Consider the following 21,993-nt stretch of genomic DNA (forward strand, 5'->3'; position numbering starts at 1 on the left):
ACGCCGCCCACGCGCGGTGGCGGTGCGCAGGGTGACCGCACGCAGCGCGGCATCCGCAGACGCAGAAGCCCGGCCAGGGCCGGGCTTCTGTCTGCCACGCGGTGCGGGCGCCGATCAGAGTTCGGCGATGACCCGCTGCAGGCCTTCCTGCCACGTCGGCAGCGTGATGCTGAAATCCTGCTGCAACCGGCGGTTGTCCAGCACCGACCAGGCCGGACGCTTGGCCGGTGTTGGATATTCGGAACTGGGAATGGCGACCACTTCCGGCACCTTGGCCAGCACGCCGCGGGCCAGCGCTTCGGCGAAGATCGCCTCGGCAAAGCCATGCCAGCTGGTCTGGCCACTGGCAGTCAGGTGCCAGGTGCCCGACAGCTGCCCCGGGTGCTGCAACGCCTGCGCAGTGACATCGGCGATCAGCGCGGCCGGGGTCGGCGTGCCGATCTGGTCGGCCACCACCCGCAGCTGGTCGCGCTCGGCGCCTACCCGCAGCATCGTGCGCAGGAAATTGGCACCGTGCGAGGCATACACCCAGGCCGTGCGGAAAATCAGGTGACGGCCACCGGCGGCGCGCACGGCATCTTCGCCGTCCCGCTTGCTGGTGCCGTACACGCCCAGCGGCGCGGTCGCTTCGTCTTCGCGGTAGGGCGCATTGCCCTGGCCATCGAACACATAGTCGGTGGAGTAATGCACGAACGGCACGCCATGCGCCGCACACCAGCGCGCGATCACGCCCGGCGCCTGCGCATTGGCCGCAAACGCGGCGTCCACGTCCTGCTCGGCGCGGTCCACGGCCGTGTAGGCCGCCGCATTGACCACCACCGACGGCTGCAGGCGATCCAGCAGTGCCGGCAGGCTGTCGGGCTGGCCGAAGTCGGCCACCTCGCACGCACGGCCATCGGGCAGCTTGCCGCTACGGGTCGTGGCCACCACCGGCCCCAGCGGGGCCAGCGCGCGCAGCAGCTCCTGGCCGACCTGGCCGTTGCCGCCGAAGACCAGCACGGTCATGGCGCGCCCTGTGCAGCGACGTAGACCGGCAGGCGGTCTTCGGCGATGTCCTTCAGGAAGGGCGCGTTCTCGTCCTTGGCCGACAGGGTCGGCGCACTCACCGGCCAGTCCACGGCGATGTCGGCATCATTCCAGCGCACGCCGGCATCGAAGTCCTTCAGGTAGACCTCGGTGCACAGGTAGCTGAACACCGCACGCTCGGACAGCACGGCGAACCCGTGGGCGAACCCTTCCGGGATCCAGAACTGCTTCTTGTTCTCCGCGCTCAGCACCACCGCTTCCCACTGGCCGAACGTCGGCGAGCCACGGCGGATGTCGACGGCCACGTCATAGACCTCGCCTTCCAGCACGCTGACCAGCTTGCCCTGCGGGCGCGGCCACTGGTAATGCAGGCCACGCAGCACGCCCTGCGCCGAGGTGGACACGTTGCTCTGCACGAAACGGTCCGGCAGGCCCAGCGCAGCGAAGCGCTCGGCATTCCAGGTTTCGAAGAAATAACCACGCGCGTCGCCGAACACGGCCGGCTCGATCACCACGCAGCCGGGCAACTTGGTTTCAATCACTTTCACGGAACGACTCCACGCAGGGCAAGTGTGTGCAGGTATTGGCCGTAGCCATTCTTGATCAGCGGGGCGGCCAGCGCCTCCAGCTGTTCGGCGTTGATCCAGCCCTGGCCGAAGGCGATTTCCTCGGGGCAGCACACCTGCAGGCCCTGGCGGGTCTGGATGGTCTCGATGAAATTGGAGGCTTCCAGCAGGGACTGGTGGGTACCGGTATCGAGCCAGGCATAACCACGGCCGAGCGCTTCCAGATGCAGCTGGCCCTCGGCCAGGTAGCGCTTGTTGAGATCGGTGATCTCCAGCTCGCCACGCGGCGACGGCTTCAGTTCGGCGGCATGGTCGCTTGCATTGCCGTCGTAGAAGTACAGGCCGGTCACCGCATAGTTGGAACGCGGCTTCTCCGGCTTCTCCACCAGGTCGATGACCTTGCCGGTCTGGTCGAACTCGGCCACGCCGTAGCGCTCCGGATCGTTCACCCAGTAGCCGAACACGGTCGAACCGTCCACGCGCTGGTCGGCACGCTTGAGCACCTCGCGCAGGCCGTGGCCGTGGAAGATGTTGTCACCCAGCACCAGGCAGCTCGGCTTGCCGGCCACGAAATCGCGGCCGATCAGGTAGGCCTGCGCCAGCCCGTCCGGGCTCGGCTGCACGGCGTACTGGATGTCCATGCCCCACTGCGAACCGTCGCCCAGCAGCTGCTGGAACAACGCCTGTTCGTGCGGGGTGTTGATGATCAGCACTTCGCGGATGCCCGCCAGCATCAGCACGCTGAGCGGGTAATAGATCATCGGCTTGTCGTACACCGGCAGCAGCTGCTTGCTGACGCCCTTGGTGATCGGATAGAGCCGGGTGCCGGAACCGCCGGCGAGGATGATGCCCTTGCGCTGGGTCATGTCGTCTCCTGGGTTCAGGCCGCAGTGCCGATGCGCTGCAGGCGGTAGCTGCCGTCCAGCACGCCGTTGACCCATTCCTGGTTGTCCAGGTACCAGTCGACGGTGAAGGCGATGCCCTGTTCGAAGGTGTAGGCCGGCTCCCAGCCCAGGTCGTTCTTCAGCTTCGACGCATCGATCGCATAGCGGCGGTCATGGCCCGGGCGATCAGCCACGTAGGTGATCTGGCTGCTGCGCGGCTGGCCATCCTCGCGCGGGCGGCGTGCATCGAGCAGCGCGCAGATCGCCTGCACCACTTCGATGTTCTGCTTTTCCGAATTGCCGCCGACGTTGTAGGTCTCGCCGACCTGGCCCTTGGCCAGCACGGTGCGGATCGCTTCACAGTGGTCGGTGACGAACAGCCAGTCACGCACCTGCTTGCCATCGCCGTATACCGGCAGCGGCTCGCCGGCCAGCGCCTTGGCGATCACCAGCGGGATCAGCTTTTCGGGGAAGTGATACGGGCCGTAGTTGTTGGAGCAGTTGGTGGTCAGCACCGGCAGCCCGTAGGTGTGGTGGAACGCACGCACCAGGTGGTCCGAGGCGGCCTTGGACGCCGAATACGGCGAGTTGGGCGCGTACGGGGTGGTCTCGCTGAACTTGCCGGTCTCGCCGAGGGTGCCGTACACCTCGTCGGTGGACACATGCAGGAAGCGGAAGGCCGCGCCCTGCTCGGCCGGCAGCCCCTTCCAATGGTCGCGCACGGCTTCCAGCAGGCCCAGAGTGCCCACCACGTTGGTCTGGATGAAGGCGCCCGGGCCGTCGATGGAACGGTCGACGTGGCTTTCGGCGGCGAAATTCAGCACCGCGTCGGGCTGGTGCTCGGCCAGCAGGCGGGCAACCAGGCTGCTGTCACCGATGTCACCCTGCACGAACACGTGGTTCGGGTTGCCATCCAGGCTGGACAGGGTCTTCAGGTTGCCGGCATAGGTCAGCACGTCGAGATTGACGACCTTGATGCCGCGGGCGACTGCTTCGAGAACGAAGTTACCGCCAATGAATCCGGCGCCGCCGGTGACAAGCCATGTGGCCACTACCTGTTCTCCTGTTATCGAAATCATTCGTGGGAGCGCTCTGCGGCGCCCCGGCACAGCGCGACAGCATACAGCGCCACTGCCTTCACGACTGCGTGCAGGACGTGAACAACGAGGGTCCGGCGAGGCATTTTTTGCGGCAATGCAGCAAACCATACGCATTCGCATGGTTACCCCAAGCCAGCTAGAATCGGGATCCCACCCCCGAACCGGTTGCTGTGCGAGGACCGGACGTTTCCCGTTACTGTGAGCCGGCCAGCGGCCGGCACTACAAGGATCGAGTACCAGATGAAAATCCTCGTCGCGTACAAGCGCGTGGTGGACTACAACGTCCGCATTCAGGTCAAGCCGGACGGCTCCGGCGTGGTCACCGACGGCGTCAAGCTGTCCCCCAACCCCTTCGATGAAATCGCCCTGGAAGAAGCCCTGCGCCTGCGCGACAAGGGCATCGCGACCGAAGTGGTGGTCGCCACCATCGCCCCGGCGGATGCCCAGGCGCACCTGCGCAATGGCCTGGCCATGGGCGCAAACCGTGCCATTCACGTCGTTACCGATCAGGCCATCCAGCCGCTGACCGCGGCCCGTACCCTGCTCAAGCTGGTCGAGAAGGAACAGCCGGACCTGGTGATCCTCGGCAAGCAGGCCATCGACGACGATGCCAACCAGACCGGCCAGATGCTGGCCACGCTGTGGGGCCGCCCGCAGGCGACCTTCGCCAGCAAGCTGGACATTGCCGACGGCAAGGCCACGGTCACCCGCGAGGTCGATGCCGGCCTGGAAACGCTGGAAGTGGACCTGCCGGCCGTGGTCACCACCGACCTGCGCCTGAACGAGCCGCGCTTCATCAAGCTGCCCGACATCATGAAGGCCAAGGCCAAGCCGCTGGAGACCCTGCAGCTGGCCGACCTCGGCGTTGAAGCCGCCGATACCTTCAAGACCACCCAGTACGCCGCGCCGTCCAAGCGCAGCAAGGGCGTGATGGTCAAGGACGCGGCCGAACTGGTTGCCGCACTCAAGCAGAAGGGGCTGCTGTAATGAGCAAGATTCTCGTCATCGCCGAACACCACGACGGCAAGCTCAACGCCGCCACCGCCAAGACCGTCAGCGCCGCCGCCGCCATCAGCGGTGCCAGCATCGACGTGCTGGTGCTGGCCACCGACCCGGCCGCTGTCGCCACTGAAGCGGCGAAGATCGCCGGCGTCGCCAAGGTCCTGACCGTGGCCAACGCCGCCAACGCGCAGGCCATCGCCCAGGTGCTGGCACCGCAGATCGCGCAGCTGGCCAAGGGCTACAGCCACGTGTTCGGCCCGTCCACCACCTTCGGCAAGGACCTGATGCCGTGCGTTGCCGCCCTGCTGGGCGTCAACCAGGTGTCCGACCTGATGGCCGTGGAAGGCAGCCACACCTTCAAGCGCCCGATCTACGCCGGCAACGCCATCATCACCGTCGAAGCGCCGGCCGACCAGATCGTGGTCGCCACCGTGCGCGCCGCATCGTGGCCGGAAGCCGCCCAGGGTGGCAGCGCCGCCGTTGAAGCGGCCAGCGTCGATGCCGCCCTGCCGGCGCACACCCGCTTCGTCGGCCTGGCCGCCGGTGCCAGCGACCGCCCTGACCTGCAGAGCGCCAAGCGCGTGGTCTCCGGTGGCCGTGGCGTCGGTTCGGAAGAGAACTTCAAGGTCATCTTCCAGCTGGCCGACAAGCTCGGTGCCGCCGTCGGTGCCTCGCGCGCTGCGGTCGATGCCGGCTACGTGCCCAGCGACCTGCAGGTCGGCCAGACCGGCAAGATCATCGCGCCGGAACTGTACGTGGCCGTCGGTATCAGCGGTGCCATCCAGCACCTGACCGGCATCAAGGATGCCGGCACGATCGTGGCCATCAACAAGGACGCGGATTCGCCGATCTTCGAGATCGCCGACATCGGCCTGGTCGGGGATCTGTTTGCGATCCTGCCGGAGCTGGAAAAGGCCCTGTAATGGCCAACCGTCGCCCTCCGGTGCCGGTTCAGCCGGCACGCGGGGGGCGTGCGGGCCTCTGGGTCGCCGCCATTGCAGTGATCTATGTGGCGGCACTGTGGTACCTCGATCGCGACAGGAACATCTTGTCGCAATTGGCCAAAATGGCGGCGCCGCTGTCGGCCTGCGCCGTCCTCGTCCTGCTCAGCTATGCCTGCCGGTACCAGCGTTGGCGCAGCGTACTGGCGGCACAGGGGCATCCCGTGCACGCCTGGTGGCAGGGGCTGCTCGCCTACCTCGCTGGTTTCGCGTTCACGGCATCACCTGGCAAGGCCGGTGAACTGCTGCGCATCCGCTATTTCAACTGGCAGGGCATCCCGCCCCGGGCCACGTTGACGACATTCATCTTCGAACGGGCCTGCGACCTGCTGGTCATTACCCTGCTGTCGATTGCAGCAGCCACCCTGGTTCCGGCGTTCGGCCTGCTGGCGCTGGTCATCCTGGTGCTGCTGCTGGCATTGCTCGCGCTTGGCTGCTGGCCACCGTTGGCGCGGTTCGCACGTGGGCTGGCCGCACGCCTGCCCGGCGCGCCGGTGCGGCGGGCAGCAGGCTTCCTGATCGACGGGGGAACCGCACTGGGCCCCCTGCTGCGGGTCCGCCTGCTGCTGGGCAGCCTGGGCTGGGGCAGCGTCGCCTGGCTGCTGACAGCGGCGGCGTTCGCATGGCTGTGCCACAGCGCGGGCATCACCTTGCCGGCGCACCTGCTGCTGGGCATCTACCCGATGGCGATGCTGATCGGCGCCCTGTCCTTCGTGCCCGGCGGCGTCGGCACGACCGAAGCAGCCATCGTGCTGATGCTGGTGGCCTGCGGCGTCGGCGCGGACGCCGCACTGGCCATCGCCATCGGCATCCGCCTGGCCAGCCTGTGGCTGGCGGTGCTGGTGGGCATGCTGGCCATGGCAACGCTGGAATCGCGCGCACTGTCGCCTGCAACCGGGCGCTGATGCGTGTACTGACCCGGTCACCACCTTCATTTATCATCCATTCGGTCAACGGCGAAATACAAGGTTCAGCAATGCAACATTCCGATGCAGTCCCCCCCGGAGCATTCACGCCGTGACGGCCTCCAACCGCCCGCTCTGCGTCGACCTTGACGGCACCCTGCTGCGCTCGGACATCCTTTACGAGTCCCTGCTGGCCCTGCTTTCGAACAACCCGCTGTACATTTTCCTGGTGCCCTTCTGGCTGCTGCGTGGCAAGGCCTACGTGAAGCGCCAGCTGGCCTCGCGCGTGCAGTTGCCGGCCGAAACGCTGCCGTACGACGAGCGCGTGCTGGAGATCCTGCGCACCACCACGCAGCGCCCGCGCGTGCTATGCACCGCGTCGGACCGGCTGCTGGTGCAGCCCATCGCCGACCACCTCGGCCTGTTCGAGGAAGTGATGGCCAGCGATGGCCAGACCAACCTGTCCGGCAGCAACAAGGGCCAGGCGCTGGCCGCGCGCTTCGGCGAACGCGGCTTCGACTACATGGGCAACGGCCAGGTCGACCTCAAGGTGTGGGCGCATGCCGGTGGCGCGATCGTGGTCAACAACGGTGCCGGGCTCGCCAGCGCGGCGGCGAAGCAGACCGAGGTGCTGGCCCACCTGCCTTCGCAGAACGGTGGCCTGATCACCTGGATCAAGGCCCTGCGCATCTACCAGTGGCTGAAGAACCTGCTGGTGCTGGTGCCGCTGCTGACGGCGCACCGGTTCTTCGACATCGCCTCGATCATCGACGCGGGCACGGCGTTCCTCGCCTTCGGACTGTGTGCATCGGGCGTCTACCTGCTCAACGACCTGCTCGACCTGACCCCGGACCGCATGCATCCGCGCAAGCGCAAGCGTCCGTTCGCGGCCGGCACGCTGCCGCTGCTGCATGGCCTGCTGGTGGCGCCGCTGATCACCCTGGCCGGCTTCGCGCTGGCCCTGGCCTGCAGCCCGGCCTTCGCCGGCGTGCTGCTGTGCTACTACGTGATGACGCTGAGCTATTCGCTCAAGCTCAAGCGCATCGTGATGATCGACGTGGTGCTGCTGGCCGCGCTGTACACCGTGCGCATCATCGGCGGCGCGGTGGCGATCAATTCCGAACTGTCGTTCTGGCTGCTGGCCTTCTCGATGTTCGTGTTCCTCAGCCTGGCCATGCTCAAGCGCTATACCGAACTGGCATCGGCGCTGGCCAGCGGCAAGGAAATGGCGATCGGCCGTGGCTATTCCGTGGCCGACCTGCCCCTGGTGCAGTCGCTGGGTGCCGCCGCCGGCTACATCGGCGTGATGGTGTTCGCCCTGTACATCAACAGCCCGGAAAGCCTTGAGCTGTACAGCAACCCCAAGCTGCTGTGGCTGCTGTGCCCGATCCTGCTGTACTGGATCAGCCGGATGTGGATCGTCTCCCACCGCGGTGACATGCATGACGATCCCATCGTGTTCGCGGCCATGGACCGTGGCAGCCAGATCGTCATCGGCCTGTGCGTGCTGATCGTGCTGATCGCAATATGAGTGCAGCGCCCGGCCAGTCCTGGGGACGCTACCCGCGGGTCGAGCAGCGCATCATCCCGGTGCTCGACCGCGCGTCGGTACTGCCGTTGCCGCCGGAAGGCGGCACGGTGCTTCCGCATGGCAATGGCCGCAGCTACGGCGACAGCTGCCTCAACCCGGACGCGTCGCTGCTGGCCAGCCGCGCCCTGGACCGCTTCATCGGCTTCGACCCGGCCACCGGCATCGTGCGCTGCGAGGCCGGGGTCACCCTGGCCGAGATCCTCGACATCGCCCTGCCCAGTGGCTGGTTCCTGCCGGTCACGCCCGGTACCCGCTACGCCACGGTGGGCGGGGCCATCGGCAACGACGTCCACGGCAAGAACCACCATCGCGCCGGCACCTTCGGCCACCACGTGCGCTGCCTGGAACTGCTGCGCAGCGATGGCGCCCGCCAGCAGCTCACCCCCGCCGATGACAGCGGCCTGTTCGCCGCCACCGTCGGCGGTCTTGGCCTGACCGGATTCATCACCTGGGTCGAACTGCAGCTGCGGCGCGTACCCGGGCCGTGGATCGAAACCGAGTCGATCCGCTTCGACAACCTGGATGACTTCTTCGAGCTGTCGCGCGCATCGGCCAGCGACTTCGAATACACCGTCGCCTGGATCGACTGCCTGGCCAGCGGGCCGAACCTCGGCCGCGGCCACTTCCTGCGTGGCGACCATGCGCCGGGCGATGCACGGGCCGCCACGCCCAGCGCAGCTCCGCGCCGCAGCATGCCCATCGTGCCGCCGGTGTCGCTGGTCAATCCGCTCACCCTGCGCCCGTTCAACACGCTCTACTACTGGCGCCAGCCCGCGCGGCGTGCCCGCCACCTGTCGCATTACCAGAGCTACTTCTACCCGCTGGACGGCATCAACCACTGGAACCGCATGTATGGCCCGCGCGGTTTCCTGCAGCACCAGTGCGTCCTGCCGCCCGCCGTCGCCCGCGATGCCACCGCCGCCCTGCTGGCGGAGATCGCGCGCAGCGGACGCGGCTCGTTCCTGGCCGTGCTGAAGGAGTTCGGCGACCGCCCCTCGCCGGGCCTGCTGTCGTTCCCGCGCCCGGGTACCACCCTGGCCCTGGATTTCCCCAACGACGGCCCGGAACTGCTGAAGATGCTCGACCGCCTGGACCGCATCGTCAGCGAGGCCGGTGGCGCCGTCTATCCGGCCAAGGACGCGCGCATGTCCGGCGCGCTGTTCCGCCAGGCCTACCCCGCCTGGGAAGAATTCTCCCGCTTCATCGACCCCCGATTCTCATCCGGCTTCTGGCGCCGGGTGATGGAGTAAGCATGCAGAAGATCCTGATCATCGGCGCCACCTCGGCCATCGCCGAATCCGTCGCGCGCCTGTACGCCGGGCGTGCCGCCGCGCTCTACCTGGTGGGCCGCAGTGCCGGCAAGCTGGATGCCATCGCCGCCGACCTGCGCGTGCGTGGCGCCCCGCACGTGCATACCGGCGTGCTGGACGTGAACGACCTGTCCGCACATGGTGCGCTGCTGGACGATGCCTGGTCGGCCCTGGGTGGCGTGGATACCGTGCTCATCGCCCACGGCACGCTGCCGGACCAGGCCGCCTGCGATGCGTCGGTGGAGCTGTCGCTGCGCGAGTTCGCCACCAACGGCACGTCGACGATTGCCCTGGCGGCCGCCCTGGCCCAGCGCCTGCAGTCCGGCGCCAGCCTGGCGGTGATCTCCTCGGTGGCCGGCGATCGTGGCCGCGCCAGCAACTACCTCTATGGCAGCGCCAAGGCGGCCGTGACCGCCTACCTGAGCGGCCTGGGCCAGCGCCTGCGCCCGGCCGGCGTCAACGTGCTGGTCATCAAGCCGGGCTTCGTCGATACGCCGATGACGGCCGCCTTCAAGAAGGGCGCGCTGTGGGCGACGCCGGACAAGGTGGCCGCCGGCATCCTCAAGGCCATCGGCAAGCGCAAGGCCGTGGCCTACCTGCCCGGTTTCTGGTGGGCGATCATGATGATCATCAAGAACATTCCCGAATTCGTCTTCCGCAGGATCAAGCTCTGACATGACCGACAAGCACGCCAAGATCGTCATCACCGGGGCCGCCGGGCTGGTCGGGCAGAACCTGATCGTCGAGCTCAAGCAGCAGGGGTATACCCAGCTGGTGGCCATCGACAAGCACGCGCACAACCTGGACATCCTGCAGAAGCTGCACCCGGATGTGCGCGTGGTGCTGGCCGACCTGGCCGAGCCGGGCGCCTGGGCCGGCGAGTTCAACGGCGCCGCCTGCGTGGTGCAGCTGCATGCACAGATCACCGGCAAGACCACCGACCTGTTCGTGCGCAACAACATCACCGCCACCGGCCATGTGCTGAAGGCAACCCAGGGCGCGGCCGTGCCCTACATGGTGCACATCAGTTCGTCGGTGGTGAACTCGGTGGCCAAGGATGACTACACCAACACCAAGCGCGAGCAGGAAGAAATGGTGGTGGCCAGCGGCCAGCGCCACTGCGTGCTGCGTCCCACGCTGATGTTCGGCTGGTTCGACCCCAAGCACCTGGGCTGGCTGTCGCGCTTCATGGCCCGCACGCCGGTGTTCCCGATTCCGGGCGATGGCAGGTTCATGCGCCAGCCGCTGTACGAACGCGACTTCTGCCGCTGCATTGCCAAGTGCATCGAGACCGAACCGGATGGCGAGGTCTTCGACATCGTCGGTGACACGCGCGTGGACTACGTGGACATCATCCGCACCATCAAGCGGGTGAAGAAGCTGCACACCGTCATCGTGCATATCCCGATCGGCTTCTTCGGCTTCCTGCTGAAGGTCTACAGCCTGTTCAGCAGCAAGCCGCCCTTCACCGCCGACCAGCTGAAGGCACTCAGTGCCGGCGATGATTTCAAGGGCATCGACACCGAGGCCGTGTTCGGCGTGAAGCAGACGCCGTTCGAAGAGGCCATCCGCGAAAGCTACACCGACCCGCGCTACGCGAAGATCGTACTGGAGCGTTGACGCGTGCGAGCAGGACGCTGGTACCTGGGCCAGGGACTGGCCGCCGCATGCCTTCTGGTGGCGCTGCTGCTGTGGATCCGGCCGCCGGTACCCGGGCTGCCGCAGGGCGCTGGCGGTCCCGACGGCGGCTGCGCGGCGTCGGCATCGCCGTTCCTGCGTACCGGTACGGACATCCACCATGCCGCCGTCACCTACTGCGCAGGCGGTGACGCCACGCGCGGTTCCATCAGCCTGCGCCTGCCGGCCGACCCCGCGGCACGACCGCAGCTTGCGGTCGCCGGCTACATCGACGGGGAGGCCGTGCGCCTGCGCATCGCCCCGGAAGATGGCGGGGAATCGCTCTATGTGATCCAGCAGGCGGGCGAGCAATGGCAGCCGCTGAACATCCGCGTGCCAGAGAGCTGGTCGGGACGGCCCCTGCGCGTGGAGCTGGATGACCAGGGAACGGGATTCCGGCAATGGGCCGGCATCGGCCTGCTGCGCGAGCCCGGACACCTGGACAGCACCATCACGGCGCTGCTGCTGGCCAGCCTCCTGCTGGGCGTCTTCGCGCTGCCACCCACGACGGGCGACGGCACGGTCATGCCGTGCAGGAAAGCCCGGGGCCGCCGCACCGTGTCACTGGTGTTCCTGGCTGCGTCGGTGGCACTGCTGGGCGCACGCTTGTACCAGGGCGATGTCGCAGGCGTCTGGCACCATCCCGACCAGGCCATTCCGGTCAAAGTCATGGTGGCCATGCACGAGCATGGCGACCTGAACACCGATTGGGCGCGCGCGGACCTGCCTGAGTTCCATGCGTTCCGCTACAACTTCTCCGGCTACATCCAGGCGGCCTACCTGGCCATCCACGCGGTGGCACCGGCGGCATTCGACAACGAGCTTGACCTGCTGCACTGCCTGCTCGAGTTCTCGCGCTGGTCGGCCGCGCTTACCCTGGTGCTGTGCTTCCTGCTGCTGCTGCGCACGCTGGGTGCGGGCTATGCATTGGCCGGCGTGCTTCTGGTCGCAACCGCTCCCCAGTTCCTGCAGGATGCGCATTACGCCCGGCCGGAGCCATGGAGCACCCTGCTGGCGACGGTCGCGTTCGCGCTGGCCTGCCTGGCGCCCCGGCAACGGCGGGGCCAGTACGCGCTCCTGGCCGCGCTGGGCATGATCGCCGGCCTGCTGACGACCGTGAAGTTCACCTACGCCGTTTTCACCCTGTACTGCGTCGCAGTGGCCTGGCAACCGGCACGGCAGGCACCCGGACTGGCGCGGCAACTGCAGCAGCTGGGCATGTCCGGCGGCGTATCGCTGGCGGGGTTTGTCTTCGGCATCTGCCTGGGCTCACCGGCCATCGTGGCCGACCTGCCCGGCTTCCTGGCGGGCATCCAGGCGCTGGACCACCAGTACGGCGGCGGCCATCCCCCGTTCGGGCCGATGACGCACGGGCTCGTCGCGCAATGGCACTGGATCACCGGTTACTACCTGGCCACCCTCGGCCTGCCCTTGGTGGTGCTGCATGTGCTGGGCTACTTCCGCGCCTCGCTGGCGCCGGCCAAGGCCGGCTTCCTGGCGGTCTTTGCCATTACGTTTGGCGCCTTCCTGGTCCAGTCGGTGTTCTTCGAGCGCAACCTGACCGCGTTGGTACCGGCCTTCATGATGATTGCCGTGGCGGGCGCCGCCAACATCGAGCGGTTCGCCGCAGCCCGCCTCGCGCTGCAGCGCCCCTTGGCCCGCACGCTGCTGCACCTGGCCTGCGTGGGTCTGCTGGTGCTGGCAGGCGCCTGGGGCATGTCGGTCAGCGCCCGGCTGGTGCCCTATTTCGACCGCATCCAGCTGCAGCAGATGCTGGATGAACGCACCGACCGGCTGCAGGGCATCGCTGCGGAAATGGGCGCCGTACGCACCGAGGTCATCACGTTCCCCCAGGTATTGGGCATGGACCTCCCGCCCCCCTCGACGGACTGTGTGCTGTTCATCGGCACCTCGTTCAACGACGACTGGTCAAGGCGCTATTATTCCCAGATGGATCAGTCATTTATCCGGATTGGCAGAATCGCCTCGGATTTCGACGACGTCCCGACCGGTACCCTGCACATCTACCACAGCCCGGCGTACGAATTGTTCGCCACGCGCCCGGCGTGCCGTCTCACGGCGCTCCCCACTTCCTTCCATTGATACGATTGCCATGACCCAGAAGCGATTTGCCATCATCGGCGCAGGCCCCATGGGCCTGATGGCCGCCGTGAAACTCCTCGACCAGGGCCATTCGGTCACGATCTACGAACGTGACGACCGCATTGGCGGCATGTCGGCCAATTTCGATTTCGATGGGCTGTCGATCGAACGCTACTACCACTTCATCTGCAAGACCGATTACCCCCTGTTCGCGCTGCTCGAGCGCTATGGCCTGTCCAAGGCGCTGCGCTGGACCGACACCAAGATGGGCTATTTCTACAAGGGAAAGCTCTACAAGTGGGGCAACCCGTTCGCACTGCTGGCCTTCCCCCACCTCGGGCCGATCAGCAAGTTCCGCTATGCGCTGCACGTGATGTACACCAAGGGCATCAAGGACTGGACGGCGCTGGACAAGGAAGAGGCCGGCACGTGGATCCGGCGCTGGGTCGGCCAGAAAGCCTATGACGTGATGTGGAAGGATGCCTTCCGCCTGAAGTTCTTCGAGTTCAAGGACAACCTGTCGGCCAGCTGGATCGGCACGCGCATCAAGCGCGTGGCCCTGTCCCGCCGCAACCTGATGAACGAGAGCATGGGCTACCTGGAAGGCGGCTCGATGACCCTGCTCGAGCGCATGGTGCAGGACATCCAGGCCCGTGGCGGCCGCATCGAACTGTCCCGTGGCATCGATGAAGTGGTTTCCGAGAACGGCAAGGTCACCGGCGTCTCGATCGGTGGCGCGTTCACGGCCTACGATGCGGTGATCTCCACCGCGCCGATCCAGTACGTGCCGGCCCTGGTGCCGGGCCTGCCGGCCGACTTCCGCGACAAGGTCGCGGCGGTGCAGAACATTCCCGTCGCCTGCGTGATCCTCAAGCTCAAGCATGCGGTGAGCGAAAACTTCTGGATGAACATCAGCGATCCGGGCATCGAGATCCCGGGCGTGATCGAGTACAGCAACCTCAACCCGGGCCACGATCCGGACCAGAAGATCCTGTACGCGCCTTACTACATGCCCAAGACCCACCCGAAGTGGCAGCAGTCCAACGCTGAACTGATCGAGGAAGTGCTGGGCTACCTGGCGCGCATCAACCCGGCCTTCAAGCGCGACTGGGTGCTGGCGTCGCACTGCCATCGCTATGAGTTCGCGCAGACGATCTGCCCGCCGGGCTTCCAGGACATGCTGCCGTCGATGCGCACGCCGGTGCAGGGCTTCTTCATGGCCGACACCGCCTACTACTACCCGGAAGACCGCTCGATCAACGAGAGCATCAACACCGCCCAGGCACTGGTGGACGAGGCACTGCGCTGATGAATCCGAGGCCAGGCGCCGTGCGCGCCCGCTTGTCGCAGTGGTTCCATCCGCAGCACCCGGCGTTCCTGCTGGCGATCCTGCTGGTGCCGATGATGGCCGTGCGCGCCTACCTCGTGCTCCGCTTCGGCAGCAGCAGCCCGTTCTGGGACCAGTGGGATGCCGAGTTCGACAACCTGCTGCTGCCCTACCTGCGGGGCGAACTCGGGCTGGGCCACTTCTTCGCGGCCCACAACGAGCACCGTATCCTTTTCACGCGCCTGATCTCGCTGGGCCTGTTCTCCGCCAACGGCAACCAGTTCGATGCCAAGGTGGAGATGCTGTTCAACATCCTCCCGCATGCGGCAGCCTTGGGCGCGATGGCATTCGTTGGCATGCGCACGCTGCCGGCAACGGCACGCCCCTTCCTCGTGCTGGGCGTGTTCGCACTCACGGCCGCGCCGTTTGGATGGGAAAACCTGATCGCCGGCTTCCAGAACCAGTTCTTCATCCTGGCGCTGCTTTCGGTGGTGACGGTCTGGCTGGCATCGGCCGACGTGCTTGACCGCCGACGCCTGCTGGCCATGGTGGCCTGTGCCGTCCTGGCGCTGTTCACGATGGCCACCGGCGTGCTTGCGGCAGCCGCCGCAGCGGGGCTGCTGATCTACCGCCTGCTGGGCCGCGACATCAACACGCGCACCGGTTGGCTGGGCGTGGCGCTGATGATGGCCATTGCCGGCGCGGGCCTGCTGGCCATGCCGGCGGCACCCCATGGCGCGGCGTTCCACGCACAGTCCATGGCGCAGTTCATCGAAGCGCTGAAGCAGACCCTGAGCTGGCCGATGCGTCCAAACTGGGCCAGTGTCCTGGTGCTGTGGGCACCGACGATCACGCTCACGGTCGTGTTGCTGAAGCGCCTGCTGTCACGCCAACCTGCAACCCGTGGCGAGCGCTTTGCCTTCGCCATCGCCGGCTGGGTCCTGGTCCAGGCGGTCGCGATGGCCTACTCGCGCGGCGTCGAGGTCCACAACGGGGTGACCTCGCGCTACACCGACCTGCTGGCCATCGGCGTCATCAACAACCTGTGGCTCGTCCTCCATGCGGCCTTCCGGCATGGGCGCGCGCTCCCGCAGTGGGCAAAGGCCACCGTGCCTGCCGTCTTCATCGGCTGGCTGGCGCTGTCGTCGTACCCCATCTTCATGGCATCCCAGGCCAGCATGGCGCACCGCGCGGTGATCGGTTCGGACCAGGAACGCATCCTGGCCGCGTACCTTGCCGACGGCAATGTCGACGCCCTCCGGAATGCGCCCGGCCTGCTGCCCTACCCGGATGCCGATCGCCAGGCGCGGCTGCTCGACAGCACCGAGGGCGCCTCGATGATGCCCGCGGAGATCCGGCGTCCGCTGGCGTTCAGCCCCACGGCATGCACTGGCATCAGCCACCCGGGTGCCTACTTCACCCTGGGCAACAGGCCGCAGGCGCTGGGCACCTATGAGCCGGCGTCCGGCGATGCCAATACCACCGAGTGCAGCAGCGAGCCGGTCGCCTTCGAGGGTGGCCGCGTGGTCTATTTCCAGGGCGGCTACGGCCCGCCGCTGGTGTCTGCCACGCTGGTCGGCAAGCAGCACACCATCGAACTGGTGAAGCGCGGCGTGGCCGGCGAGCGCTGGCAGGGGCATGTCCTCACGCTGCCGGCGGATGAGTACCGCCTGCGCATCGTCGACAACGACCCCCATGGCTGGATCGCCGTGACGCCTCCCACACCGGTCGGCGCGCTCACCGCACTGCGGATGTGGGCCGAGGAGCGCCGGGGCCCTGCGCTGTTCCTCGCGCTGGTGCTGACCCTGATGCTGCTGACCGTCGCGGTGGTCCGATCAACCGATCGCAGTGGGGAGGCGCTCGCATGAGCCGCCAGTTCCTGCTGTTCGTCATCTGTGGCGGCACCGCGGCGGCGGTCAACGTGGGCAGCCGCATCCTGTTCAGCCTCGCCGTACCGTTCGAGGTTGCCGTGTGCCTGGCCTACGGGCTGGGCATGCTGACGGCCTTCATCCTCAACCGCGTGCTGGTCTTCAAGGGCTCGGACCGTCCGATCGGCCAGCAGGTGGCGTGGTTTGTCGGCATCAACGTCATCAGCCTGCTGCAGACGCTGGCCATCAGCGTCCTCCTCAAGCGCTGGCTGCTGCCGGCGCTGGAATGGCCGCTGGACATCCCGCTCAGCGCCCATCTGGTCGGCGTCGCCGTCCCGATCGTCACCGCCTACCTGGGGCACAAGCACTTCACGTTCGCGCGCAGCAAGGGCAGCTGAACCTGAACGTTCACGCTGCGGCCCCCTCGGGCGCACAGTAAACTAGGGGGTCGATCCCTTTGTCACCGATGAATGGAAGCCTATCCCAGCTCCCCGCTGCACCTCCTGCGCAGCCTGCGCCATAACCGCGGGCTGGTCTTGGCCCTCGCCGCCCGCGAGATTGCCGCCCGTTACCGGGGGTCGCTGCTGGGCCTTGCCTGGGCCCTGGTCCAGCCGATCTTCATGCTGGCCATCTACACCTTCGTTTTCAGCGAGGTGTTCAAGGCACGCTGGCCCGGCGGCAGCGGCTCGCGCACCGAGTTCGCCCTGGTCCTGTTCAGTGGCCTGCTGGTGTTCAACCTGTTCTCCGAAGTGTTCAACCGCGCGCCCACCCTCATCGTGGGCAACGCGAACTACGTGAAGAAGGTGGTCTTCCCGCTCGAAGTGCTGCCCTGGGTGAGCGTGCTCACCGCCATGTTCAGCCTGGCGGTGAACCTGGTGGTGTGGCTGCTGTTCTACCTGGTCTCGACCGGCCTGCCGCCGGTGACCGCCCTGCTCGCCCCGGTGGTCATGCTGCCGATGGTGCTGTTCATGACCGGCGTGGCCTGGCTGCTGTCGGCACTGGGCGTGTTCCTGCGCGACACCGCACAGATCACGGCCATCATCACCACGGCGGTGATGTTCCTGACCCCCATCTTCTATCCGATCGACGCGATCCCGGCCTCGCTGCGCCCGTTCCTCAACATCAACCCGCTGGCGCCGATCGTCGCGCAGATGCGTGATGTCCTGGTCTGGGGCAAGGGCCTGGACCCGGTGCTGTACCCCATCTGCCTGCTGGTGTCGGCACTGGTGTTCGTCGCTGGCTTCGCCTTCTTCCAGCGCACGCGCAGGGGGTTTGCCGATGTGCTCTGACATCGCGATCCAGGTGCGCGACCTGGGCAAGTGTTTCAACATCTACGAAAAGCCGGCGCATCGCCTGATGCAGATGCTCTGGCGTGGCCGCCGGCAGTACTACCGCGAATTCTGGGCACTGCGCGAAGTCGGCTTCACGATCCGCCGCGGCGAGACCGTCGGCATCATCGGCCGCAACGGTGCCGGCAAATCCACCTTGCTGCAGATGATCTGCGGCACCCTCACCCCGACCGAGGGCGAGATCACGGTCAACGGCCGGGTCGCCGCGCTGCTGGAGCTCGGCGCCGGCTTCAATCCGGAATTTTCCGGCCGCGAGAACGTCTACCTGGCAGCTTCGCTGTATGGCGTCGATCGCGAGACGGTGTCCAAGCGCTTCGATGCCATCGCGGCATTTGCCGATATCGGCGCCTTCATCGAACAGCCGGTGAAGACCTACTCCAGCGGCATGTATGTCCGCCTGGCGTTTGCGGTGATCGCGCACGTGGATGCGGACATCCTCATCATCGATGAGGCGTTGAGCGTGGGTGATGCCTACTTCCAGCAGAAGTGCATGCGCTTCCTGGCCGGCTTCCAGCGCCAGGGCGGCACCCTGCTGTTCGTCAGCCATGACATGGGCGCGGTCAACGCGCTGTGCGCGTCCGCCGTGCTGCTGCGCCGCCAGGAAGGGCATTACCTGTGCGATGTGGGCAGTGCGCGCGAGATCTCGGCCATCTACCTGCGCGACCTGTATGCCGACCGCATGGACGCCCCCGAAGTGTCCGCGCCGCAGGCGGCCCGGGCCGGCAACTACCAGGCCAGCAACGTGCAGTCCACGCATTTCCACGCGGGCAGCTTCCGTCCGGATGCCGAGGGATTCGGCGCCGGCGGCGCGACCATCGAGGACGTGGTGTTCACCGATGTGGATGGCAACGCGCTCACCGAGTTCACCTCCGGCGATGACGTTCGCCTGTGCATTTCCGCGCGTGCCGGCAAGGCCCTGGCCTACCCGGCGGTCGGCTTCATGCTGAAGGACCGCAAGGGCCAGTTCGTCGTTGCCGAAAGTTCGGACAGCTACCTGCGCGAAGAAGCGATTTCGGTCGATGCCGGCAGCGCGTTCACGGTCACCTTCCAGATGCGCCTGCCGCGCCTGGTACGTGGCGAATACAGCCTGGATGTAGCCCTTGCCGAAGGCCCCGGCGATGATCACGTGCAGCATCACTGGCTGCACGATGTGATCGTCCTGACGGCTCTCAACTCCCAACTCGTCCATGGCATCTCCGGCGCCGAACCGCTGGATGTCTCGTTCCGCACGTCGCACACCACATGACCACGATCAACGGGCGCCATGGCGTCTTCGAAATCCTTCCGGGCGACTCCGTCGTCGCCGATTCGCTCCGCTGGTATGGCGAATGGGCCGAGACCGAGCTGGACCTGCTGCGCCGCTTCGTCCCCTCCGGTGGTATCGTGGCCGACGTCGGCTCGTTCATCGGCACCCATGCCATCGCACTGGCCCGTGCCACCGGCCCGCTGGGGCGCGTGCTGGCCTTCGAGCCGCGCCGCGACACCTTCGCGGTACTTGGCCGCAACATCCAGCGCAATGCGCTGGAGACGATCATCGAGGCCCGCAACGTGGGTGTCTCCAGCCAGCCAGGCAGCATCCGCCTGCTGGATCCGGAGGAAGGCAGCCAGAACCTGGGAAGTCTGGCCCTGGTCGACCATCACGAGGGTTACGAAGTCGCGTTGATCACCCTGGACATGCTGGAACTGCCGCGCCTGGACCTGATCAAGATCGACGTCGAGGGCATGGAAGCCGACGTGATCCATGGCGCACGGGACACGCTGCAGCGCTGCCGGCCGGTGGTGTTCGCTGAATGCAATTCGGTCAGTGGCGCCGCATCGACGCTGGCCGCGTCCGAACAGCTGGGCTATCGCGCGTTCGGTGCGATCTATCCGGCGTACAACCCGGACAACATCAACCGCTGCCCGGACAACTTCTTCGGCAGCAATGCCGAGTGCGCGCTGTTCCTGGTACCGGAAGAACGCGTGGACGACCTGCCCCTGCAGGACATGCGGCCGATCAACATCCTGGAAGACGTGGTGGCCCTGCTGCTCGAGAAGCCGCAGTACCTGCCGGAGATGCTGCCGGATGCGCCGAAGGTGGAAGCGGTACGCCGCCAGGCAATGCACGCCACCCCAGAAGAATCACAGGTCCGCCCGCCGCTGCACGTGGTGGTTCCCTTCTATCGCAACGAACAGCTCGTCGCCCCGCTGATGCGCGGGCTGCGCAACGTCGCCAGCGAGCTGGCTGCCGCACGCGCCTCGGTCTGGTTCTACAACGACAGCCCTGGCCACGACGGCCTGGCGCGGGCCCTGGATGATGCACTGCAGGCCGGCCTGGAGGGCGTACCGCTGCAGGGCATCGCCAACGAGGACAACCTGGGCTTCATCGGCACCTGCAACCGCGCGTTCGCCCGCGCGATCGCAGAGGGTGCCGACGTGCTGCTGCTCAATTCGGATACCGAAGTGATGCCCGGTGCGATCAGCGAAATGCTGGCCGTCGCCGGCCTCGATCCCATGTTCGGTTTCGTCTGCCCCCGTAGCAACAACGCCACCCTGGCCAGCCTGCCCCACTCGCTGGAGCACCAGGATGTCAGCGCCGCCGAAGCCTTTGCCCGCTTCGCGCCGCTGGCACGAAGGCTGCCACGCTGCACCCTGGCGCCGACCGCCATCGGTTTCGCGCTCTGGATCCGTGGCACGCTGCTGGCCGAGTTCGGCGTGTTCGACACCGCATATGGCAAGGGCTACAACGAAGAAAACGACCTGATCATGCGCGCCAACCGCGCGGGTTATCGTGCGGTGCTGGCCAACCATGCCTTCGTATGGCACCAGGGCGAGCAGTCCTTCGCCACCACCCAGCAGCAGCGCAGCGAGCGCGACGCACACAACGGGGCGTTGCTGCGCGCGCGCTATCCGGAATACCCGAAGCTGGTCGAACGCTACTACCACTCGCCCGAGTACCGTGCCGAGACGCTGCTGGAAGCGCTTGAACCGGCCGATGCGCCGCGGATGATCGCGTTCGATTTCTCCTCGTTCGGCGCCTTCCACAACGGCACGTTCGAGTCGGGGGTGAAGCTGGTCGCCGCGGCACTGCGCTCCTGGCCCGACGACGTGCGCATCGGCGTGATCATGAGCCGGCAGGCCTGGGACTTCCACGGCATGCCGCGCCTGACAGGCCTGACCCGCCTTGAGCCCGGCCAGAGCAACGGGCAGGCGGCAGCCGTCGTGCGCATCGGCCAGCCCTACCAGGTGGACGTGCTCACCCGGCTGTTCAGCACCGCGCCGGTGGTGGGCATTTTCATGCTCGACACCATCTCCAGCGACTGCGGCTACCTGGCGCTGGACATGGACGAGGACATCTGGCGCTTCGCGCTGGAGAACATGAGCGTGCTGTTCACCAATTCCGCTTTCACCCTGGACCGCATCCGCCAGCGCTACGCCATCGGCCCGCACGTGATGCAGAGCGTGTCGCGGCACTCGCTGGATCCGGCGGACTATGCCGCGTACGACCCGGCAGCGGCCGCCGGAAGCCATGTCCTGGTGATCGGCAACCACTACGCCCACAAGTTCGTGAAGGAAACGGCGGACGCGCTGGCCAGTGCACTGCCGGGCCGCAGGATCATCGCCATCGGCTACCCGCAGGAAGGCGAGCGTTCGAAGGACATCGAGGCATTCCAGGCCGGTCACATCGACGACGAGACGTTCCGTGCGTTCTATCGCGATGCCGAGCTGGTGGTGTTCCCGAGCCACTATGAGGGCTTCGGTTTCCCCGTCCTGCATGCACTGGCGCACCACCGCCCTGTGTTCGTGCGCGATACCGGGCTGAACCGCGAACTGGCCGGGCAGATTGCCACGTCAGCCAACATCCACCGCTATGACACCACCGGCGAACTGGTCGCTCGCCTCGGCACCGGCATCCCGGCCTGGAGCGAGGAACGGCGCGAAGGCGAAGCAGACGGGTGGCGGCGTTCGGCGCTGGAGGTCTATGACACCCTGGACGAGGCCATGCGTCGGGTCGATGCGCAGCAGATCGCAACGACCCTGCGCCGCCTGGACGGACTGGCGGCGACGTTGCCGCCGCCCTCGCTGCGCACGTCCGGCCAGCGCGCCGGCGTCCGCCTGGGGCACCTGATCGACCGCGCGTTGCGCGTGCCCGGCATGTCCAGGCTGGCACGCGGACTGGCCCGGCTGTACCGCGGCGCACGCGGGCGCTGAGGCACTGAGGCGGGATGCCAGCGGTGGCCCGCTGGCATCGATCGCCCTGGTCCTGTGAAGAAGGCTTCCCAGGGGGCATCACCCGGTGTGGTA

18 protein-coding genes are annotated in these 21,993 nt (G+C 66.9%); 14 read left to right on the forward strand and 4 right to left on the reverse strand.

Features of this window, described 5'->3' with window-relative positions:
* Positions 1-114: 114 nt before the first annotated feature.
* From rfbD to rfbB, 4 genes are read right to left on the reverse strand one after another with little or no spacing between them, the layout of a single operon-like run.
* Positions 115-1,005 carry a dTDP-4-dehydrorhamnose reductase gene (rfbD, locus tag AC3WL7_RS13245; protein ID WP_492750709.1) on the reverse strand — a complete coding sequence of 297 codons (891 nt, stop codon included), beginning with the start codon at positions 1,003-1,005 and terminating at the stop codon, positions 115-117.
* Positions 1,002-1,574: a dTDP-4-dehydrorhamnose 3,5-epimerase gene (gene rfbC, locus AC3WL7_RS13250; protein ID WP_079220551.1), complete on the reverse strand. Its 573-nt coding sequence runs from the start codon at positions 1,572-1,574 to the stop codon at positions 1,002-1,004. The genes rfbD and rfbC overlap by 4 nt, the downstream gene beginning before the upstream one ends.
* On the reverse strand, positions 1,571-2,458 hold the full coding sequence (rfbA, locus tag AC3WL7_RS13255; protein ID WP_079220550.1) for a glucose-1-phosphate thymidylyltransferase RfbA: 888 nt from the start codon (positions 2,456-2,458) through the stop codon (positions 1,571-1,573). Before rfbA ends, rfbC begins: the two co-directional genes overlap by 4 nt.
* A gap of 14 nt (positions 2,459-2,472) precedes the next feature.
* A complete protein-coding gene (gene rfbB / locus AC3WL7_RS13260; protein ID WP_312738947.1) occupies positions 2,473-3,528 on the reverse strand; it encodes a dTDP-glucose 4,6-dehydratase in 1,056 nt (351 codons plus the stop codon).
* Between the two features lie 288 nt (positions 3,529-3,816).
* Between rfbB and AC3WL7_RS13265 the strand changes: the two genes are divergently transcribed.
* From AC3WL7_RS13265 to AC3WL7_RS13330, 14 genes are all read left to right on the forward strand, one after another.
* Entirely contained in the window at positions 3,817-4,563 is a 747-nt protein-coding gene (locus tag AC3WL7_RS13265; RefSeq protein ID WP_032976362.1) for an electron transfer flavoprotein subunit beta/FixA family protein, read from the forward strand.
* Positions 4,563-5,501: an electron transfer flavoprotein subunit alpha/FixB family protein gene (locus AC3WL7_RS13270; protein ID WP_492750715.1), complete on the forward strand. Its 939-nt coding sequence runs from the start codon at positions 4,563-4,565 to the stop codon at positions 5,499-5,501. Before AC3WL7_RS13265 ends, AC3WL7_RS13270 begins: the two co-directional genes overlap by 1 nt.
* Positions 5,501-6,484: a lysylphosphatidylglycerol synthase transmembrane domain-containing protein gene (locus AC3WL7_RS13275; protein WP_079220547.1), complete on the forward strand. Its 984-nt coding sequence runs from the start codon at positions 5,501-5,503 to the stop codon at positions 6,482-6,484. The genes AC3WL7_RS13270 and AC3WL7_RS13275 overlap by 1 nt, the downstream gene beginning before the upstream one ends.
* Before the next feature lie 112 nt (positions 6,485-6,596).
* Positions 6,597-8,015 carry a UbiA family prenyltransferase gene (locus AC3WL7_RS13280; protein ID WP_079220546.1) on the forward strand — a complete coding sequence of 473 codons (1,419 nt, stop codon included), beginning with the start codon at positions 6,597-6,599 and terminating at the stop codon, positions 8,013-8,015.
* Positions 8,012-9,325 carry an FAD-binding oxidoreductase gene (locus AC3WL7_RS13285; protein ID WP_492750719.1) on the forward strand — a complete coding sequence of 438 codons (1,314 nt, stop codon included), beginning with the start codon at positions 8,012-8,014 and terminating at the stop codon, positions 9,323-9,325. The genes AC3WL7_RS13280 and AC3WL7_RS13285 overlap by 4 nt, the downstream gene beginning before the upstream one ends.
* A 2-nt stretch (positions 9,326-9,327) precedes the next feature.
* Positions 9,328-10,059 carry an SDR family oxidoreductase gene (locus AC3WL7_RS13290; protein ID WP_108745924.1) on the forward strand — a complete coding sequence of 244 codons (732 nt, stop codon included), beginning with the start codon at positions 9,328-9,330 and terminating at the stop codon, positions 10,057-10,059.
* A 1-nt stretch (position 10,060) separates the two neighbouring features.
* Positions 10,061-11,005, forward strand: coding sequence for an NAD-dependent epimerase/dehydratase family protein (locus AC3WL7_RS13295; RefSeq protein ID WP_079220543.1), 945 nt, complete (start codon positions 10,061-10,063; stop codon positions 11,003-11,005).
* Between the two features lie 3 nt (positions 11,006-11,008).
* Positions 11,009-13,165, forward strand: coding sequence for a hypothetical protein (locus AC3WL7_RS13300; RefSeq protein ID WP_492750721.1), 2,157 nt, complete (start codon positions 11,009-11,011; stop codon positions 13,163-13,165).
* Positions 13,166-13,175: 10 nt separating this feature from the next.
* Entirely contained in the window at positions 13,176-14,474 is a 1,299-nt protein-coding gene (locus AC3WL7_RS13305) for an NAD(P)/FAD-dependent oxidoreductase (RefSeq protein ID WP_492750723.1), read from the forward strand.
* Positions 14,474-16,360 carry a hypothetical protein gene (locus AC3WL7_RS13310; protein WP_492750725.1) on the forward strand — a complete coding sequence of 629 codons (1,887 nt, stop codon included), beginning with the start codon at positions 14,474-14,476 and terminating at the stop codon, positions 16,358-16,360. Before AC3WL7_RS13305 ends, AC3WL7_RS13310 begins: the two co-directional genes overlap by 1 nt.
* On the forward strand, positions 16,357-16,758 hold the full coding sequence (locus AC3WL7_RS13315; RefSeq protein ID WP_108745920.1) for a GtrA family protein: 402 nt from the start codon (positions 16,357-16,359) through the stop codon (positions 16,756-16,758). Before AC3WL7_RS13310 ends, AC3WL7_RS13315 begins: the two co-directional genes overlap by 4 nt.
* A gap of 72 nt (positions 16,759-16,830) precedes the next feature.
* Positions 16,831-17,649, forward strand: a complete 819-nt coding sequence (locus AC3WL7_RS13320; RefSeq protein ID WP_492750728.1) for an ABC transporter permease — start codon at positions 16,831-16,833, stop codon at positions 17,647-17,649.
* Positions 17,639-18,955 (forward strand): ABC transporter ATP-binding protein, encoded by a 1,317-nt coding sequence (locus tag AC3WL7_RS13325; protein WP_492750730.1) that lies wholly within the window; start codon positions 17,639-17,641, stop codon positions 18,953-18,955. The genes AC3WL7_RS13320 and AC3WL7_RS13325 overlap by 11 nt, the downstream gene beginning before the upstream one ends.
* Positions 18,952-21,900 carry an FkbM family methyltransferase gene (locus tag AC3WL7_RS13330; protein ID WP_492750731.1) on the forward strand — a complete coding sequence of 983 codons (2,949 nt, stop codon included), beginning with the start codon at positions 18,952-18,954 and terminating at the stop codon, positions 21,898-21,900. Before AC3WL7_RS13325 ends, AC3WL7_RS13330 begins: the two co-directional genes overlap by 4 nt.
* The last annotated feature ends 93 nt before the right edge of the window (positions 21,901-21,993 follow it).

The sequence above is a fragment of the Stenotrophomonas sp. FW305-3-2-15-E-LB1 genome (assembly GCF_058787375.1).

Excerpts from the sequence above, each read along its gene's own strand:
- rfbD (WP_492750709.1), bottom strand. The coding sequence starts at position 1,005 with ATGACCGTGCTGGTCTTCGGCGGCAACGGCCAGGTCGGCCAGGAGCTG.
- rfbA (WP_079220550.1), bottom strand. The coding sequence starts at position 2,458 with ATGACCCAGCGCAAGGGCATCATCCTCGCCGGCGGTTCCGGCACCCGG.
- AC3WL7_RS13265 (WP_032976362.1), top strand. The coding sequence starts at position 3,817 with ATGAAAATCCTCGTCGCGTACAAGCGCGTGGTGGACTACAACGTCCGC.
- AC3WL7_RS13270 (WP_492750715.1), top strand. The coding sequence starts at position 4,563 with ATGAGCAAGATTCTCGTCATCGCCGAACACCACGACGGCAAGCTCAAC.
- AC3WL7_RS13275 (WP_079220547.1), top strand. The coding sequence starts at position 5,501 with ATGGCCAACCGTCGCCCTCCGGTGCCGGTTCAGCCGGCACGCGGGGGG.
- AC3WL7_RS13285 (WP_492750719.1), top strand. The coding sequence starts at position 8,012 with ATGAGTGCAGCGCCCGGCCAGTCCTGGGGACGCTACCCGCGGGTCGAG.
- AC3WL7_RS13290 (WP_108745924.1), top strand. The coding sequence starts at position 9,328 with ATGCAGAAGATCCTGATCATCGGCGCCACCTCGGCCATCGCCGAATCC.
- AC3WL7_RS13295 (WP_079220543.1), top strand. The coding sequence starts at position 10,061 with ATGACCGACAAGCACGCCAAGATCGTCATCACCGGGGCCGCCGGGCTG.
- AC3WL7_RS13305 (WP_492750723.1), top strand. The coding sequence starts at position 13,176 with ATGACCCAGAAGCGATTTGCCATCATCGGCGCAGGCCCCATGGGCCTG.
- AC3WL7_RS13310 (WP_492750725.1), top strand. The coding sequence starts at position 14,474 with ATGAATCCGAGGCCAGGCGCCGTGCGCGCCCGCTTGTCGCAGTGGTTC.
- AC3WL7_RS13315 (WP_108745920.1), top strand. The coding sequence starts at position 16,357 with ATGAGCCGCCAGTTCCTGCTGTTCGTCATCTGTGGCGGCACCGCGGCG.
- AC3WL7_RS13320 (WP_492750728.1), top strand. The coding sequence starts at position 16,831 with ATGGAAGCCTATCCCAGCTCCCCGCTGCACCTCCTGCGCAGCCTGCGC.
- AC3WL7_RS13325 (WP_492750730.1), top strand. The coding sequence starts at position 17,639 with ATGTGCTCTGACATCGCGATCCAGGTGCGCGACCTGGGCAAGTGTTTC.
- AC3WL7_RS13330 (WP_492750731.1), top strand. The coding sequence starts at position 18,952 with ATGACCACGATCAACGGGCGCCATGGCGTCTTCGAAATCCTTCCGGGC.